The organism is Aeromonas sp. A04 (assembly GCF_047780465.1).
GTDB classification, from domain to species: domain Bacteria; phylum Pseudomonadota; class Gammaproteobacteria; order Enterobacterales; family Aeromonadaceae; genus Aeromonas; species Aeromonas bestiarum.
In genome coordinates, this window is the sequence record NZ_JBLNHP010000006.1 from 171,567 (window position 1) to 189,997 (window position 18,431).

The 18,431-nt window shown below is 59.4% G+C and carries 12 protein-coding genes; 5 read left to right on the top strand and 7 right to left on the bottom strand.

Going from position 1 to position 18,431, the window contains the following annotated elements; genetic code table 11:
* Window positions 1–92: 92 nt before the first annotated feature.
* Window positions 93–2,018, bottom strand: a complete 1,926-nt coding sequence (locus ACM3N8_RS17570; protein WP_290018005.1) for a RecQ family ATP-dependent DNA helicase — start codon at window positions 2,016–2,018, stop codon at window positions 93–95.
* A gap of 337 nt (window positions 2,019–2,355) precedes the next feature.
* Between ACM3N8_RS17570 and sstT the strand changes: the two genes are divergently transcribed.
* Window positions 2,356–3,606, top strand: coding sequence for a serine/threonine transporter SstT (sstT, locus tag ACM3N8_RS17575; RefSeq protein WP_098983948.1), 1,251 nt, complete (start codon window positions 2,356–2,358; stop codon window positions 3,604–3,606).
* 453 nt (window positions 3,607–4,059) lie between these two features.
* Here the strand turns inward: sstT and ACM3N8_RS17580 are convergent, their stop codons facing one another.
* The 3 genes from ACM3N8_RS17580 to pabB all read right to left on the bottom strand — a co-directional run bounded on the left by ACM3N8_RS17580 (window position 4,060) and on the right by pabB (window position 7,509).
* Complete coding sequence (locus ACM3N8_RS17580) at window positions 4,060–5,358, bottom strand: serine/threonine transporter (protein WP_043557747.1); 1,299 nt, start codon at window positions 5,356–5,358, stop codon at window positions 4,060–4,062.
* A 215-nt stretch (window positions 5,359–5,573) separates the two neighbouring features.
* Entirely contained in the window at window positions 5,574–6,140 is a 567-nt protein-coding gene (locus tag ACM3N8_RS17585) for a CoA pyrophosphatase (RefSeq protein WP_098985118.1), read from the bottom strand.
* An 82-nt stretch (window positions 6,141–6,222) separates the two neighbouring features.
* Window positions 6,223–7,509 carry an aminodeoxychorismate synthase component I gene (pabB, locus tag ACM3N8_RS17590; RefSeq protein ID WP_290018364.1) on the bottom strand — a complete coding sequence of 429 codons (1,287 nt, stop codon included), beginning with the start codon at window positions 7,507–7,509 and terminating at the stop codon, window positions 6,223–6,225.
* A 295-nt stretch (window positions 7,510–7,804) separates the two neighbouring features.
* Between pabB and ACM3N8_RS17595 the strand changes: the two genes are divergently transcribed.
* On the top strand, window positions 7,805–9,328 hold the full coding sequence (locus ACM3N8_RS17595; RefSeq protein WP_290018006.1) for a fumarate hydratase: 1,524 nt from the start codon (window positions 7,805–7,807) through the stop codon (window positions 9,326–9,328).
* A gap of 278 nt (window positions 9,329–9,606) precedes the next feature.
* Here the strand turns inward: ACM3N8_RS17595 and ACM3N8_RS17600 are convergent, their stop codons facing one another.
* The gene (locus tag ACM3N8_RS17600; RefSeq protein ID WP_098983951.1) at window positions 9,607–10,098 is read right to left on the bottom strand and encodes a cell division inhibitor SulA; all 492 of its coding nucleotides are present in this window, start codon (window positions 10,096–10,098) and stop codon (window positions 9,607–9,609) included.
* Window positions 10,099–10,331: 233 nt separating this feature from the next.
* On the opposite strand from ACM3N8_RS17600, the gene ACM3N8_RS17605 reads away from it, so the two are divergent.
* Both ACM3N8_RS17605 and ACM3N8_RS17610 read left to right on the top strand, forming a co-directional pair.
* On the top strand, window positions 10,332–10,529 hold the full coding sequence (locus ACM3N8_RS17605) for a DUF4250 domain-containing protein (RefSeq protein WP_005300391.1): 198 nt from the start codon (window positions 10,332–10,334) through the stop codon (window positions 10,527–10,529).
* 386 nt (window positions 10,530–10,915) lie between these two features.
* Complete coding sequence (locus ACM3N8_RS17610) at window positions 10,916–13,393, top strand: glycogen/starch/alpha-glucan phosphorylase (protein WP_043139112.1); 2,478 nt, start codon at window positions 10,916–10,918, stop codon at window positions 13,391–13,393.
* 65 nt (window positions 13,394–13,458) lie between these two features.
* Here the strand turns inward: ACM3N8_RS17610 and ACM3N8_RS17615 are convergent, their stop codons facing one another.
* Both ACM3N8_RS17615 and trxC read right to left on the bottom strand, forming a co-directional pair.
* Window positions 13,459–14,844, bottom strand: coding sequence for an SLC13 family permease (locus ACM3N8_RS17615; RefSeq protein WP_043557749.1), 1,386 nt, complete (start codon window positions 14,842–14,844; stop codon window positions 13,459–13,461).
* Between the two features lie 154 nt (window positions 14,845–14,998).
* Entirely contained in the window at window positions 14,999–15,439 is a 441-nt protein-coding gene (trxC, locus tag ACM3N8_RS17620; RefSeq protein WP_098983954.1) for a thioredoxin TrxC, read from the bottom strand.
* Window positions 15,440–15,594: 155 nt separating this feature from the next.
* Here trxC and ACM3N8_RS17625 point away from each other — a divergent pair, with 155 nt between their 5' ends.
* Window positions 15,595–18,396: a response regulator gene (locus ACM3N8_RS17625; RefSeq protein WP_043557751.1), complete on the top strand. Its 2,802-nt coding sequence runs from the start codon at window positions 15,595–15,597 to the stop codon at window positions 18,394–18,396.
* Window positions 18,397–18,431 lie beyond the last annotated feature (35 nt).

Sequence of the window (18,431 nt, forward strand, 5' to 3'; positions counted from 1 at the left end):
AAAGCTCTGTTTAAGCACGTTTCCGTTGGCTTGACCCTCGCAAAAGCGAGGGTCTTATTTTTTCAGCGCAGTGTGAACATGCACAGAGATGATCAGTCGTTATGGGCAGGGTAGATCCGTGACACGGCCGCCAGCACGTTGGCAAACGGATGCATGGCCAGCTGACCAAAGCCCGCCAGGCTTTTTGCCTTGACCCGGGTGGTCAGTGGCGTGGCGATGCCGCACAGAAAACGGGTCAGAATGCGAGGATGGCGGCTGTGGCACAAGGCGATCAGGGGATCGCACCAGGCGCGCAACCCGCTTTCGTTGGGCAGGGTGAGGCTAGGTAGTGGTGGCAGGACTGCGACCTCGCCACGGCAGACTGAGCAGTGCCCGCACTGGCTTGGCGCCTGCTCATCGGCAAAGTAGCGGGCCAGTTCATGGCTCAGGCAGCGAGTCGATGTAAAGAAAGCCAGCAAGGCCTGCAACCGGGCCAGTTCACTCAACTCCTTTTTCTCGAACAGGGCATACAGCTCATTGGCCAGAACATCGATATCCACCCCCTGGCGCAGGATCCGATAGACATCCGTCATCTGCTTGCTTTCCAGCTCTATCCAGCCCTGCTGTTGCAGATAATCCAGTGCCGCCGCCGCTCGCTGCCGCTCCCCCTGATAGCCTTGCCAGAGTGCATCGAAGTCCATGGTGCACCAGCTGCGCGCCTGCGGGGCGCAGGCAAACAGCTGCTCCAGAAACTGGCGGCGATCCGGATTGAAACGGGCCAGGATCTCGGCCTTGTCCAGCACGAACTTGAAGCGATACTCGGCGAAATAGCTGTAGGCAGGCGCTATGATGCCCGCCATCTCCAGATAGACCAGCAGCGTCTTGAGCGGCAACTGACGGATGTTGGTGTCGTTGGAGAGACGTAGCAGACCAAACTCCCACTCGTTGCCGCTTTGCTGCAGGATCTCGAGCAGCGCCACTATGGCGGTGCGATCGGGCGTATCCCCGTACACGAAATTCTCCAGCACGGGGAGCTGGGCGCGATTGGCCAGCACTATGCAGCGGGAAGGGAGCCCATCCCGCCCGGCACGGCCTATCTCCTGGCTGTAGTTCTCGATGGATTTGGGCAGATCGTAGTGAATGACCCGGCGAATATCGGCCTTGTCGATCCCCATGCCAAAGGCGATGGTGGCCACGATGCAATCCACCTTGCCTGCCATGAAGTCATGCTGGATCTGGCTGCGCAGGGCCGAGTCGAGCCCGGCATGATAGGCACGCGCCCTGATCCCCGCCCGTTGCAGCAGCTCGGCGCACTGTTGCGCCGTGTGTTGCAAGGTGACATAGACGATGGTGGGGGCGCCGGGCTCCCGTCGCACTTCCGCTTGCAGCCAGCCATCGCGCGCCTCGGCGGGCAGTGGCACGACGGCCAGATCCAGGTTGGCGCGATAGAAGCCGGTGACGATCAGCCCCTCATCTTCGATATCGAACTTGGCCTGCATGTCGGCCATGACAGCCGGTGTTGCGGTGGCGGTCAGCAGCAACACCTGGGGGATCTTCAGCTCGCGGCGGTAAGTCGGCAGTTTGAGGTAATCGGGTCGAAAGTTGTGACCCCACTCCGAGATGCAGTGCGCTTCATCCACCACCAGCATTGACAGCGGCACCTGCTGGATGAAGCGGCGAAAGCGCTCGTTCTTGAGCCGCTCCACCGAGATCATCAGGATCTTGAGCTGACCGTCACTGACCTGCTGCATCACCCGGCGGCTCTCCTCCGGCGTCTGGCTCGAATCCAGGGTCGCGGCGGCTATCCCCTTGCTGCGCAAGAAGGCGAGCTGATCGTGCATCAACGCGATCAGCGGGGAGATCACCAGGGTCAGGTGGGGCAGGGCAAGGGCGGGCAGCTGGTAACAGAGAGACTTGCCGGAGCCGGTGGGGAAGATGGCTGCGGCGCTCTGGCCTGCCAGCAACCGGCTGATCACCGCCTCCTGACCGGGCCTTAACTGGTCGAAGCCGAAGTGGCGGGTCAACAGGGACGAGATCATGGCAGGACTCCAGTACAAAACCGGCATGATACCACCGCCAGTGAGTGTCTGGACGGCTATCCGGGGGAAAACAGCATCCAATTGGGCGCTGTTGATATTGTGTTATCGCATTGTTGTAGATTTTTTGTGAGGTTAACCGGATATTTTTCAGTGATTATGTGGAAAAAAGCGATTGCAGATGGGATATTCCTTGTCCGCAATCACGTGTGTTTCCGGACAGGCTCAACAGAAGGCTTGCCGGGGCAGATGACGCCAGCCTGTGACATGGGTGTCGCCTGGCGTAGCGGTTGCCAACAGGACTAATGATTCACGCACTTAGGTGCTCAGGGACTATTTGATGACACAACAACACCCCCTCATGCGACTGGTCAACAGCACCAGTCTGGTTAGCCAGATCCTGGTCGGTCTGGTACTCGGTATCCTGCTTGCCATGTTCATGCCGGAATGGGCCAAAACGGCGGGTCTGCTTGGCAGCCTGTTCGTCGGTGCCTTGAAGGCGGTTGCTCCACTGCTGGTCTTTGTACTGGTGATGGCGGCGATCATCGGCCACAAGCAGGGCCAGAAGAGCAACATGAAGCCGATCCTGCTGCTCTATCTGCTGGGCACTTTCCTGGCTGCTGCGGTCGCCGTCGTGGCCAGCTTCCTGTTCCCCTCCAACCTGCATCTGGTGGCAAGCAGCGCCGAGATCACCCCGCCGGGCGGCATCACAGAGGTGCTGCAGACCCTGCTGTTCAACGTGGTGACCAACCCGGTGAAGGCGCTGATGGATGCGAACTATATCGGTATCCTGGCCTGGGCCATCGGTCTTGGCATCGCCATGCGCCACGCCAATGACAGCACCAAGGCGATGATCACCGATCTCTCCCACGGCGTCTCCACCATCGTCAAGGCGGTGATCCGCTGCGCGCCGCTCGGTATCCTGGGGCTGGTCGCGTCGACCCTGGCCGAGACCGGCTTCGATGCGCTGTTTGGCTATGCCCAGCTGCTGGTGGTGCTGATCGGCTGCATGCTGTTCATCGCCTTCGTGGTCAATCCGCTCATCGTGTTCTGGAAGATCCGACGCAACCCTTATCCGCTGGTGCTGACCTGCCTGAAAGAGAGCGGCGTGACCGCCTTCTTCACCCGCAGCTCCGCCGCCAACATTCCGGTCAACATGACGCTGTGTGAAAAACTGCGTCTGCCGGAAGACACTTATGCGGTCTCGATCCCGCTGGGTGCCACCATCAACATGGCGGGCGCCGCCATCACCATTACCGTGCTCTCCATGGCGGCGGTACACACCTTGGGGATGGAAGTGGATCTGGCCACTGCCGTGCTGCTCTCCGTGGTTGCCACCATCAGCGCCTGCGGTGCCTCCGGCGTGGCCGGCGGCTCCCTGCTGCTGATCCCGCTGGCGTGCAGCCTGTTTGGCATCGGCAACGACATCGCTATGCAGGTGGTGGCCGTGGGCTTCATCATAGGGGTGTTGCAGGACTCCGCCGAAACGGCCCTCAACAGCTCCACCGACGTGCTGTTTACCGCCGCGGCCTGCATGGCCGAGGATGAAACCCTGCTGGATGCCTCGCCGGTACCCAATACCGAAGCCTGATAGCCAGCTTCATGGCTCCATGGACAACGCCCTCTTCGGAGGGCGTTTTTTATGCCGGTTTGCCACGGCCGAATACAGGAGATCCGCGTGCAAGTAAAGCCATGGCGGCGGCTTGTCTATCTGCAAGGCCGCAACGTCAGGCCAGTGCGGTCAGCCATATCAACGGTTTGCAAGCGTGCGGCCGCGACATGGCAAGAGACCCATGGACGTGAGCCATACGGGCGGCGCGAGGTTTATCTGAGGAAAATCATGGGCGTGATGAAGGTCATGCCATCCGTCTGCCTTGCCGAGACCGGCCCTGAGGTTGCGAACAACACGCCAGCCGGGGATAGGGTGCTCAAACTGGCAGCCCTGGTCAGGTCACCGGCTTGGGCTGGGGGCGCCATAAAAAATGCCCGCCATCATGGGCGGGCATTTGCGGCAGGCATCGGCCTTGTCGTCAGCTTCTGGCGATTAGCCGACCATCTGGTAGAGGATGGCTGAGATGGCGATCGTGCCCATCAGGGCGACGAAGGCGTTGCTGATGTGGCCCTGATATTTCGCCATGGCTGGCACGCGCTTGATGGCGTACATCGGCATGATGAAGAGGATGGTGGCTATGATGGGGCCACCCAGAGATTCAATCATGCCGAGGATGGAGGGGTTGGCCACCGCCGTGCCCCACAGGGTCAGGATGAAGAAGGCGATGATGAAGATCTCGACCTTCTTGTGGTTTGGCTCCTTGCCGGACTTGCGCAGGTTCTGCACTATCATCCCTTTCAGGCCTTCACGGGCACCCAGGTAGTGACCGAAGAAGGAGGAGACGATGGCCACGAACGCAACCAGCGGGCCGAAGTAGGAGATGATGGGGCTGGCATGCTGGTTCGCCAGGTAGGAGAGCACGGCTATGTTCTGGGACTTGGCTTCAGCCAGCTGGGCCGGGGTCAGGCTCATGACGCAGGAGAAGACGAAGAACATCACGAAGCCCAGCAGTATGGTGGCGGTGCGCTTGAGAATGGCGTCGGATTTCTCGACCGCATGCTCGCCATGATCACGGCGCTGGGCCAGGGAGAAGCTGGAGATGGCCGGGCTGTGGTTGAAGGAGAACACCAGTACCGGGATGGTCAGCCACAGGGTGGTGGCGAAATCCTTGGCAGAGGGCACCTGGGAGAGGGCGGCGCCGGTCCAGTCCGGGATCAGGTAGAAGGAGATCCCCACCAGGATGGCGATGAGCGGGTAGACCAGGAACTCGGTGACCTTCAGCATCAGCTTCTCGCCGGCCAGCATCACCGACATCATGCCCATGATCAGCACTATGGAGAGGATCCAGCGCGGTGGCGCCGTCATCTGCAACTGATTGACCATGAAGCTTTCGACCGTGTTGGTGATACCGACACCGTAGATCAGCACTATGGGATAGATGGCAAAGAAGTAGAGCAGGGTGATTAATTTACCGGCACCGACCCCGAAGTGCTCTTCCACCACTTCCGTGATGTCGGCATTGGGCTTGCTGGAGGAGAGGACGAACCGGGCCAGGCCGCGGTGAGCCAGGTAGGTCATGGGGCCGACCAGCAGCGCCATAACCACCAGTGGCCAGAAGCCACCCATGCCGGCGTTGATGGGCAGGAACAGTATGCCAGCGCCGACGGCGGTGCCGAACAGGCTGATCACCCAACTGGTGTCTTGTTTGGTCCAACCACGAGATTGGATGGAGCGGGTTCCTTGCTCCTGTGAGGTCGCAACGTCCTGTGCGCCGGTGACAGTATTAGTCATGTATCTCACCCCGAATGTGTGGTTTTAATTAGTCGGCGCAAGGATACGGTTTTTTTAATCAAAAATGTTGATGAAATTCATCTTAATGAGGGCCAGACCCGTACTCTTTTGCGGAAATGTGATCGAAGGAAGAATTAATCAATTATTTTTTATAAAGCGCTTCGTTATTTTAGTGTTAACGAGCAAATGTTGCACAGTAATCTGTTGACGAAATGTTATATCGAAATCTGGCGAGACAGTTGGCGGATCATGCTGGCGGTCGCCCCCCAGATAAAGTGGTCCTGCCAGGGTATCCAGTAGATGGTGTGGCGGTGATCGGCTCTGGGAATGGTCAGGGCGATATGGTGGTGCGGATCCAGCAGGTGATTGAGCGGTACTTCGAAGGCCTGCGCCACCTCATCCCGGCTCAGGGTGAGCTGATAATCGGCGGCCACCAGTCCCAGCACCGGCAGTACCTCGTATTGGGAGACGGTATTGAGGGTGCTGAGGGTGCCTATGATCTCGATCTGGGCAGGCGCTATGCCGAGCTCTTCCTGGGTTTCCCGCAGCGCGGTGTGGATCAGATCCCGGTCGTCGGGATCCTGCCTGCCCCCGGGGAAGCTTATCTGGCCCGCATGATGGCGCAGGTGCGGGCTGCGACGGGTCAGCAGCAGTTGCAGGCCGTCGGCCCGCTCGACCAGCGGCAGCAAGACGGCGGCGGGCTTGAGTCCTGCCACCGTCAGCCGATGGGCAGGGGCGGGGCGTTGCAGCAAGAAGCGGGTCAGCAGTTCGGTGCGGTCCATCTGGGCTATGTCTCTCAACTCTTCTCTTGGATCTGCCCTTGAGTCTCTCGCGTGGCGATCCATCTGTCCATTCGTCAGGCGCTCAGCGCAGCGCATCCAGCAGCGGCAGTATGCGGGCCACCTTGTCATAGGTCTCCTGATACTCGCTGTCTACCTCGGAGTCGGCGATGACGCCGCCACCGGCCCAGCAGTGCAGCTGGCCATCCGCCGCTATCAGGGTGCGGATGCAGATGCTGGTGTCCATCCGGCCATGCTGGCTCAGGTAGCCGATGCTGCCGCAGTAGGCGTTGCGTCGCTGGGGCTCCAGCTCCTCTATGATCTCCATCGCCCTGATCTTGGGGGCACCCGTGATGGAACCGCCCGGGAAACAGGCGCGCAGCAGATCCACCGCCTGCCAGCGGCTGTCCAGTTCGCCGTGGATGGTGGAGACCAGATGGTGCACCGCCGGGAATGACTCCACCGCGAACAGGCTGGGCACATGGACTGAACCTGGCCGGCTCACCCTGCCGATATCGTTGCGCAGCAGATCCACGATCATCAGATTTTCCGATCTGTCCTTGTCGGCGCCAGCCAGTTCGAGGGCGCTGGCCTGATCTTGCCCCGGATCGGCAAGCCGTGGGCGGGTGCCCTTGATGGGCTTGGTTTCGATATGGCGATCATCGAGCAGCAGGAACCGCTCGGGGGAGAGGCTCAGGATGGCGCTCCGGGGCAGCCGGATAAAGGCCGAGAAGGGGGCCCGGTTGGCGCGGGACAACGCCTGATAAGCCTGCCATTCATCACCGCGATAAGCTGCGCTGAAGCGCTGGGTCAGGTTGATCTGGTAACAGTCCCCGGCACTCAGGTAAGCCTGTACCCGCGCAAATTTCTCGCCATATTCGGCGCGGCTCATGTTGCTGCGCCACTCCCCTTGCAGGGCAAATGGCGGCGCTGACAGCTCGTGTTGCGCGGCCAGCCACTGCAGCCGGCGATGGAGGCCGGCCTCGTCACCCCAGTGCACCAGCTGCCAGGCGCCGCTCGCCACCTCTCGCAGCAGCGCCCAGTCGTAAATGCCCACCGCCATGTCTGGCACGGACACATCCCGCTCAGCCTGCACCGGCAGTCGTTCGAAGCGGCGGCCCAGATCATAGCCAAACAGCCCGAGGGCGCCGCCAATAAAAGGCAGCGCGTCGCTGTGTGGCGCCAGCTCACCCAGCAGTTCGCGCTGCCGTTGTGCCAGCAGGGTCAGGGGATCGGCGTCAAACGACTGGCGCTGTTCACCCTGGGCTATCCAGGTCAAGGACCCCTCGGTCTGCAGGGTCGCCAGCGGGTCGGCTGTGATGATGTCAAAACGGTTGTCCGCCCCTTGAGGGCCGGCCGACTCCAGCAACATGGCCCAGGGCTGATGATGCAGGCGGGCAAACAGCGCATGCAGCGCCGTCTGGTGATCAAAATGGTGGATATGAAGAGTTGGTTTCATTTTTTGTTACACAGGCAACAGTTTGCACCCTGCTCCCTAGCCGGTACGGGGGGGCAAGCGTATCATAGGCGCCGGAATTTTTAGAAAAAACACGCCGTTGTCTATCGGATCGGCAGGCACCTCGCCTGGCATCACAACACCGAAGCACGGCTCATATGGAAGCCCTTGCTCTGCCGTCACGGCGAAGACAAGGACCAGTGAGGATGATATGAGCATCATTAAAAAACAGGATTTTATCGATTCCGTCGCCGACGCCCTGCAGTACATCTCCTACTATCACCCCCTCGATTTCGTCCATGCCGCCAAGGCTGCCTATGACCGCGAGATCAACCCGGCCGCCAAGGATGCCCTGGCCCAGATCCTGATCAACTCCCGTATGTCCGCCGAAGGCCATCGCCCCCTGTGTCAGGATACGGGTATCGTCACCTGTTTCGTCAAGATCGGCATGCAGGTTCAGTGGGACAGCGACATGACGGTGCAGGAGATGGTGGACGAAGGCACCCGCCGCGCTTACACCAATCCGGACAACCCGCTGCGCGCCTCGGTACTGGCCGACCCGGCCGGCAGCCGCAAGAACACCAAGGATAACACCCCTGCTGTCGTGCACATCGACATGATCCCCGGCAACAAGGTGGAAGTGAGCATAGCGGCCAAGGGCGGCGGCTCCGAGAACAAATCCAAGATGGTGATGCTCAACCCCTCCGATGATGTGGTCGAGTGGGTGCTGAAAACCGTGCCGACCATGGGCGCCGGCTGGTGCCCGCCCGGCATGCTGGGCATCGGTATCGGCGGCACCGCCGAGAAGGCGGCCGTGCTGGCCAAGGAAGCCTTGATGGAGCATATCGACATTCAGGAGCTGATCGCTCGTGGTCCCGAGACCACCGAAGAGAAGCTGCGGGTCGAGCTCTATGACAAGGTCAACAAGCTCGGGATTGGCGCTCAGGGCCTGGGCGGCCTCACTACCGTGCTGGACGTGAAGGTCAAGAGCGCCCCGACCCATGCCGCCTCCAAGCCGGTGGTGATGATCCCCAACTGCGCCGCCACCCGCCATGTCCACTTCGAACTGGATGGCTCGGGCCCGGCCGAATTGACCCCGCCAACACTGGCTGATTGGCCGGAGATCACCCGCGAAGCGGGGGCCAACGTGCGTCGCGTCAATGTCGACGGCATCACCAAGGCCGAGCTCGCCAGCTGGAAGAGCGGCGATACTGTACTGCTCTCCGGCAAGATCCTCACCGGTCGCGACGCCGCCCACAAGCGCATCGCCGACATGCTCAAGAAGGGAGAAGGACTGCCGGAAGGGGTCGATTTCACCAACCGCTTCATCTATTACGTCGGCCCGGTCGATGCGGTGCGTGACGAAGTGGTCGGCCCGGCCGGTCCCACCACCTCCACCCGGATGGACAAGTTCACCGATATGATGCTGGGTGAAACCGGCCTCATCGGCATGATAGGCAAATCCGAGCGTGGCCCCAAGACGGTCGAGAGCATCAAGCAGCACCAGGCCGTCTATCTGATGGCCGTCGGTGGCGCCGCCTATCTGGTGGCCAAGGCGATCAAGAAGGCGCGTGTGGTGGCCTTTGCCGATCTGGGCATGGAAGCCATCTATGAGTTCGAGGTGGAAGACATGCCGGTGACAGTGGCGGTGGACTCTCAGGGTAACAACATACACGAGACAGGCCCGGCCTACTGGTCGGCCAAGATTGCCGAGCTCGATGGCAAGCTCTCCTGAGTGGCCCAACTTGCCGGTAGCCGCTTTACTGCCATAAGGTGAAGCGGCCAACTCGCAGATCGAGTTCAACAATAGGCACTGCGCAAAAAGGCGACCTCAGGGTCGCCTTTTTCTATGAGTGGCAGGCCGGATTGGCGACCGGTTCACTGGCTGGGTTGTCCTGCTGAACCTTGTTTACTTGAACATTTTCCGTCCTGCCACCTCTGTTGGTGTCTTGGTCTGTGCCTACGACTCTTCATACGACCCAGCCTCTGCACGGTTTCATCCTCTCGCCGGCATCAATGGTTGAGGTAGATATCCTGTCCGCCATAGGCCAGTGCGCAGTTGTGAACGGGGAGGGCAGTCCCTGCCGGTTCGAAGAAGCGAGTCAGCACCCCGAAGCGTTGCCCCAGCTTGCTCAGCTTGGCGCGATCCAGCGAGATCTGCTCAGGCAGCCAGGTCAGGACGGCCGCACAGTGGCCATTGCCCAGACTCTGCTCCAGCATGCGTTGCCAGTTCTTGATCTTGGGGCTGTGTACCACCAGCACTCGATCGGGATTGATCCCCTGTGCCTGCAGCTGTTTGGCTACCGGCAGGCCCGGCGGGGCAATCAGCAGGATCCAGCCCGTGTCGCCGTGGCTCAGTCTCACCAACTCGTCGAGCAGCGGCGGTTCCTGGCTGGCAGATGCGATGAGGCGTTCATCTTCCACCTTGCCCTGATGCCGGGTGGGCCAGGGATTGCTCATGCTGACAGAGGCGGCGAAAGGGGGATGACTCATGGGCTGGCTCATATATTTGTCCTGTATGAATAACCATGCTGTATGCGTATACAGTAGTTGTAACTCACACCAGTGACAAGCCATTTATGGTCAAAAATGTGATCTAATCGGCAGGGTTTATGTTCATGTTATTGATTTTAATTAATATTTACTTGCATCTGGGTGTGCGTGTTTTTTAGGCTATGGACAAAGCGGGAGCAGGCGCTCATGGTTATACAGTCGGTTTGTGAAGAGGAGAGATGAGGATGGACGTCAGCACCTTGCAACGACTGGATGCCAATATCCTGCTCGGGATCATCAATGAGAAGCTGCGGCTGGAGTGCGATGGTCTGGAGGAGTTATTGGCCTATTACGACATGACGGAGGATCAGCTCGCGACCCGTTTATTGCAGATAGGCTATCACTACGACCCCATGAGTAATCAGTTCAAGGCGCATGGTTAAAGGGGATATAGCCATCACAGGGCATCGTCAGTCTGGTCCTATGAACAGCGCACATTGAAAACGATTTCAATGTGCGCTGTATTTTCAGTTATTTTCATGGATTTTCAGTACTTGGCAATGATTGAAAACCTATTCACGGATTTATATTTGCATGAGTTTGTTAAGTTGCTGATTTTAAATGGAATGAGCGTTCTTGCTTAATAAGTTTCAGGAAAGGGTTTTCAAGCTTGAACTGTCATTTTTATGCGTTAAAGTGTGACTTGCGTTAACTTTTCAACCATCGGCTTTAGCTAGTATGCCCACGCCGGAACATATTCTGAGATAACAACAGCACCGGTCCCTGATGGGATAACAATTTTATTATTCTGTAACGAAGGAAATGGTTTATGGCTACCAAGAAGAAGACAGACCAGGATCTCCAACTGGATAAAGATCAGCTCAAGGCGAGTATCGTGCGTCACCTGCGTTCTACCTTGGGTACAAGCGAACAGAAAGCCTCGCCAGAAGCGTGGTGGAAAGCGACCGCAGCCGCCGTCAACGAACAGGTGTACGAGCGCCTGACCCGCACTCAGCAGACTCATTTCAAGAAAGATACTCGTGCGATTCACTATCTCTCTGCTGAATTCCTGATGGGGCGTTTGACCTCCAACAACCTGCACAACCTCTCCTTGTACAAAGTGTGTGAAGAGGCGTTGGGTGAACTCGGTCTGGAACTGACAGACCTGTGTGAACAAGAGCCGGACATGGCGCTCGGCAACGGTGGCCTTGGCCGCCTGGCTGCCTGCTTCATCGATTCGCTGGCGACCCTGAACTACCCGGCCGTCGGTTACGGCATCCATTACGAGCACGGCCTGTTCCGTCAGGAGATCCAGGATGGTCGTCAGATAGAGCGTCCGGACTCCTGGCGCGAATATGGCAACCCCTGGGAAATCTGCCGTCCGGAATCCGTGCAGGAGATACCGCTCTACGGTTATGTGGAAACCGTGTTTGGTGACAATGGCGGCCTGAAGAAGGTATGGCACGCCGGTCGCAAGATCAAAGGGGTGCCTTGGGATATCCCGGTTGTCGGCTTTGGCGGCCATACCGTCAACATACTGCGCCTGTGGGAATCCCGCGCCTCCGAGTTTTTTGACTGGGACGTGTTCAACGCCGGTGGTTACATCGACTCCCAGGCCGAGAAAGCCCAGGCCGAGACCATCTCCAAGGTGCTCTATCCGAACGATGAGACAGATGCAGGTAAAGAGCTGCGCCTGATCCAGCAGTACTTCTTCTGTGCCTGCTCCATCAAGGACATCATGCGTCGCTACAAGCGGGTGCATGGCTCGGATTTCAGCAACTTTGCCGCCCAGATCGCCATTCAGCTCAACGATACCCACCCGACCGTGGCCATCCCCGAGCTGATGCGGGTGCTGGTAGATGAAGAAGACTTGAACTGGGATGCCGCCTGGGCCATCTGCTATCGGGTCTTCTCCTACACCAACCACACCCTGCTGCCGGAAGCGCTGGAGAAGTGGTCCGTCAGCCTGTTCGAGAAGGTGCTGCCTCGTCACCTCGAGGTGATCTACGAGATCAACGCCCGCTTCCTGAGCGAGCTGGTCGAACCCAAGTGGCCAGGCAACGATGCCATCAAGGCCAAGCTCTCCATCATAGAAGAAGGGGACGTGCGCAAGGTGCGCATGGGCAACCTGTGCGTGGTCGGCTCTTCCAAGGTGAACGGCGTGGCCGAGATCCACTCCAAGCTGGTGAAAGAGGATCTCTTCCCCGAGTATGCCGAGCTGTGGCCAGAGAAGATGTGCAACGTCACCAACGGCGTGACCCCCCGTCGCTGGCTGCTGGCCTGCAACCCCGAGCTGGCCGAGCTGTACAACGAAGTGGTGGGCAAGGAGTGGCCGCTGCAGCTAGACAAGCTGCGCGCCGTCACCAAGTTTGCCGATGACAAGGCGTTCCAGCAGCAGTTCATGACCATCAAGCGTCATAACAAGGAGAAACTGGTCAAGGTCATCAAGGCCGAAACCGGCATCGATGTGAGCGCCGAGGCGATCTTTGACGTCCAGATCAAGCGTCTGCACGAGTACAAGCGCCAACAGCTGAACCTCATCCACATCATGGCGCTCTACCGTCGCCTGCTGGCGAACCCTGACTATGACATGCACCCGCGCGTGTTCATCTTCGGCTCCAAGGCGGCGCCCGGTTACAAGCTGGCCAAAGACATCATCTACGCCATCAACAAGCTGGCGGAGCGAGTCAACAACGATGCCCGCATCCAGGGCAAGCTGAAGGTGGTGTTCATGCCGAACTACCGCGTCAGCCTGGCCGAGAAGTTGATCCCGGCCGCCGATGTCTCCGAGCAGATCTCCACCGCCGGCTATGAAGCCTCCGGTACCGGCAACATGAAGATGGCACTGAACGGCGCCATCACCATAGGCACGCTGGATGGGGCCAACATAGAGATAGCGGAAGAGGCGGGTGCCGAAAACTGCGCCATCTTCGGTCTGAACGTGGACGAGGTTAAGGCATTGAAGGGACGCGGCTACAACCCGTATGACTTCTACTATGCCAACTCCGAGCTCAAGGCCGTGCTGGACTGGTTCGATACCGACTACTTCACGCCGGGTCGTCCGGGCGAACTCTCCTCCATCAAGCGCTCCTTGCTGGAAGGGGGCGATCCCTACCTGACCCTGGCCGATTTTGCCTCCTACTCCGAAGCGCACAAGCTGATCGATACCTGGTATCGGGATCCGGCGCTCTGGGCCAAGAAGGCCATCATCAACTCGGCCACCATGGGCAAGTTCAACTCCGACCGCTCCATCCAGGACTACGTGGATCGGATCTGGAACCTCAAGAGCTGCAACATCGCAGGTTGATCCCCCTCTGGATATGAAAAAGCCCTCGCATTGCGAGGGCTTTTTGCTGGGGGCGAGTCAGCGGATCAGAGAATGTCGCCGACAAAGTAGGCAAGCCCGGCCAGCAGCACGGTGAACACGACGTTCAGTGCCATCCCGGCCCGCATCATCTCACGCTGACGGATATGGCCGCTGGCGAAGACGATGGCGTTGGGTGGGGTGGCCACCGGCAGCATGAAGGCGCAGGAGGCACCGATGGCGATCAGCACCGCCATGACGATGGGGGAGACGCCCAGCGCCTCGGCCACCCCGGCAAACAGCGGGATCAGCAGGGCGGCGGTGGCGGTATTGGAGACCAGCTCGGTCAGGAATACCACGAAGGCCGCCAGCATCAGCAACACGATGAAAATGTCGGCATGGGAGAGCACGGCCGACAGGTGGCTGGCCAGGAAGGCGCTGGTACCGGTGGCCTTGAGGATGGCACTCAGGGTCAGGCCGCCGCCAAACAGCATCAGCACGCCCCAGTCGGTGTTCTGGTTGACGTCATCCCAACTGGCGACGCGGCTGACCACGATGGCGATGATGGCACCCATGGCAATCAGTGTATCGAGTTGAGGTATGCCGCCGAAGGCGTTGGAGATGGGCTGCGAGCCAATCCAGAGCACCACTGTGGTCAGGAAGATGGCCAGCGTGACCTTGCGTTCACGAGTCCAGTTGATGGTGACATCCTGGATCTCGACCCTGTGGTTGAGCTGCGGGCGGGTGACCAGATAGAGGAGGGCAATGCCGCAGGGCATCAGGATCAGCACCACAGGGATGCCGAATTTCATCCAGTCGGTGAAGCCAATGCCCATCTGGGCGGCAGCGATGGCGTTGGGCGGGCTGCCGACCAGGGTGCCTATGCCGCCAATGCTGGCGCTGTAGGCAATCCCCAGCAGCACGAAGACGAAAGTGGCGCGATCTTTCTGGCTGTCGAGCCGCGTCAGCATGCCGATGGCCAGTGGCAGCATCATGGCGGTGGTGGCGGTGTTGCTGATCCACATGGACATGGCGGCCGTGATGGTGAACAGCAGTATGACGCCCCAGCCCAGATGGCCGTTGGCCAGGTGCATCACCTTGCCCGCCATCAGGGTGTCCAGCCCCTGTTTGGAGAGGGCCGCCGCGAGGGCGAAGCCCCCGAAGAACAGGAACAGGATGGGGTTGGCAAAGTCGGTGAGGGACTTGCTCATGTCAAACACCCCGAGCACGGTTGCCAGCAGGGGCACCAGCAGGGCCGTGATGGTCACGTGCAGGGCTTCGGTCAGCCAGAGAATGGCGATGAAGACCAGAATGCCCAGCCCCTTGTTGACCATGGGATCAAACGGCAGCCAGGCCAGCATGGCGCAGAGCAGCAGCACATCCAGGATGACGATCCCGGATTTGATGTCGAGCCAGCGAGGTGAGGGAGCGGAGGGTACAGCAGATGTGTGCATAATGTTCTCTCGGTTAATTTATGGTTGTTGTTGTGTTGCCGAGATTACATTTATCCCCCTGTTTGAAACAGGGGGAAGTCGTCAAAGCATGCCGGGACTCACAGAGTCAAGGCAAATAAAAACATTAAATAAACACAAATTAAACATCTGGGCATCATTTGGCGGGGGGAATGAAGGAGGCCAGCCACTCCTTGAACAGGCTCTTGGGCAGGGAGCCGCTGCGCTGCGCCACCATCTTGCCCTGCTTGAACACCATCAGGGTGGGGATGCTGCGGATGGCGTAGCGGGCCGCGATGGCTTGCTGCTGCTCGGTATCGACTTTGACAAAGCGAATATTTGGTTCAAGCTCACTGGCAACTTGTTGAAAAATGGGTGAAAATTGTATGCATGGTCCGCACCAGCTGGCCCAGAAGTCGACCACGACCGGAAGGTCGGATTGGATCAGGGTATCGAACTGTTGCTCGCGACCCGTGACGGGCGTGATGCCAAACAGCGGTGCCTTGCAGCGGCCACACTTCGCGTTTGAATCCAATTTTTCGTCAGGCAGGCGGTTCCTGGTGAAGCAATGACTACAATAGGTAGTGATAAATGACATAATTGATTCCTGTATGCATAAGCCCTGCAACATCTTTATTGCACTGACAGGGCCGAGTAACGGTAACATAGCAGTCAGTTATCTTTCACAGCCAGTGATCCGGTTTCGGCATTCTGTCGGCGGATACACGGCCATGACATGAGAATCGAGACGGGATGAATAATGTGACACGGGTCAATCGTGTTGTCCTGAGCCTGATCATCGTATCGCTGCTGGCATTCTCCGGTTATTGCTGGCAACTGCTCAGTCAGCAGCAGAAGGCCTCCGAACTCAGCGTGGCGGCGGAGTTGATCCTCAACCGGGTCAACACGGATACCGTCTATCTGCTGGGGCGGGAGAAGGCCAATGATGGCAATGTTCAGCAGCGTCTCAACCAGCTGTCGAGCAACCTCGACAGCTTCGTGCGCCAGGTGCGCAATGACCCCGACGCCGCTGAGAATCCCCACTCCCAATCCCTGCTGCACGACATCGACAGCTACCTGCTGGACTTGGCCAAACTCTACTCCATGGAGATGGCCATCGAGTACATAGAGCAGCCGTTTCAAAAACAGCTCAATGCCTTGCTGGCGACCCTGCCGGCCGATGCCCCCCTGGCCATCGACCTGACCGAGCTGGCGCAACTCAGCCACTACCTCAAGCGCAGCTGGGACAAGGGCGAGCAGAAGCAGCTGCAAAAACTGCAACAACGGCTCAAGACGGCCTATCCGTCACACCCCGAGGTGGCCGGTCTCGCCCAGTTGAGCGAAGACGTCAGCCACCAGGTGGTGGACTACCACGTGCTGCGCAACCAGGTCATCGACATGCATGAGCTCGATGGCTTGTCGGTCTGGAAGCAGAGCAAGATGGACCAGGCCTCCTCCCTCAAGAGCCGTTTCTATCTGATCGTGCTGGGGGGTGCCATGCTCTGTTTCGCACTGGTGGCCGTCACCCTGTGGCGTCGCAACCAGAAGCTGAGCGAGCTGTCGCGTCAGACCGGCTTGCTGGCCCAGGCGAAAAGCGATTTTCTGGCCAACATGAGCCACGAGATCCGCACCCCCATGAACGCCATCATAGGCTTCAGTTCGCTGGCGCTGCAGACCGAGCTGGATCAGCAGCAGCGGGATTACCTCAGCAAGATCAAGTCTTCGTCAGACACCCTGTTGCTGCTTATCAACGACATTCTGGATCTGACCAAGGTCGAGTCCGGCAAGCTGACCCTGGAAGAGATCGACTTTGATCTGAGCGAGCAGATAGATTCGCTCGCCGGCATGTTTGCCGATCTGGCCGAGCGCAAGCAGGTCGAGGTCATCATCAACAAGTCACCGGCCGTGCCCGACTTCCTGCGCGGCGATCCGCTGCGACTCGGTCAGGTGCTGGTCAATCTGGTCAACAACGCCATCAAGTTTACCGAGCGGGGAGAGGTGGAAGTGGCCATCACCCTGGTCAACCAGCACCCCATGCGGGTGCGTTTCAGCGTGCGGGATACCGGGATCGGCATCGCCGAGGAGAAACAGGCCCAGCTGTTCCAGCCCTTCACCCAGCTGGAGGCGGGCAACACCCGAAAATACGGGGGATCCGGCCTTGGTCTCAACATCTCCCAGCGTCTGGTCGAGCTGATGGGGGGGCGGATCACGGTACAGAGCAAGCCGGGCTCCGGCTCAGTGTTCCAGTTCGAGATCCCCATGACCAAGGCCGTCTATGGGGTGTCCGGTCGTCGGGTCTTCTTCGAGCATCAACCGCTCATTCTGGTGATGGATGACAATGAACTTGTGCTGGATCTGGCCAAGGACATTCTCGGCCGTGCCGGTGTCCGGGTGGTGGCGGTCAACAGCCTCTCCCGGGCTCGTCAGGTGCTGCGCGAGGAGGGCCAGAGCATACGGCTGGCCATTCTGGACTGGCGTATGGGGCAGGAGGATGGCCTGGATCTGGCCCTCGAGATGTACCAGCACAGCCAGTGGCGGCGCCTGCCCATACTGATGACCAGCGCCTGGGCCAAGGAGGGGCTGCACGGGCGCATGGAGAGCATGGGGCTGACCCACTTCCTGGCCAAACCCATGACGGAGAATGCCCTGCTGGCCAAGGTGGACGAGCTGCTCAATGGCAGCTCCCACGATCAGCAGATCCGCCAGGCAGAAGCCCAGGGGGATCAGCAACACTTCCGTGAGCTGTTGCAAGGCGTCCGGGTCTTGCTGGCGGAGGACAACCGGGTCAATCAGCAGCTCATCATCGAATACCTGCGCCGGGTGGATGCCGTGGTGACCGTGGTCGGCAACGGCCGCGAGGCAGTCGAGCGGGTCTCCGAGCAGCCGTTCGACGTGATCCTGATGGACTTGCAGATGCCGGTGCTCGACGGCCTGGATGCGACCCGCCAGATCCGCAAGATGGTGGACAAGCACGACGTCCCCATCATAGCGCTCACCGCCAGCGCCATGCCCGGTGATCGTGAGCGTTGTCTCGGGGTCGGCATGAATGGCTATGTCACCAAGCCGGTCAGCAAGCTGGATCTCTACAACAACCTGCTGCAGTGGGTGAAGAGTGCCAGCGGCGAATGCCGGGTACCGCTGGAGGTGAAACCGCCGGATCTGATGGGGGTGCTGGATCTGGAGGATGCCCTCAAACGGCTGGAGCAGGACAAGGAGGCGCTGCAGATCCTGTTCAAGCTGTTCATGTCCGAGCACAAGGATGACTTGTGGGAGATCCGCTCCGCCCTGCGCCGCCAGCAGCCCGACATCGCCTGCCGGTTGCTGCATACCCTGAAGGGGGTGTCGGCCAATATTTCAGCCTCCCGCCTGCAGATCATGGCGGGTGATCTGGAGTGGCGCCTGCGCCAGAATGAAGAGCTGACCGAGCCGGATCTGGAGCAATTGCAGCGTGTATTCAGTCTGACTCGGGATGAGGTGTCCCACTTCTTGCTGACCGGCGAGCAGCAGGAAACGCCATACAGCCCCTTTGCACAGCGAGATGATCGCTTATTGTGACGGGATAAATAGCAATTATTCTCAAGCCAGCCACT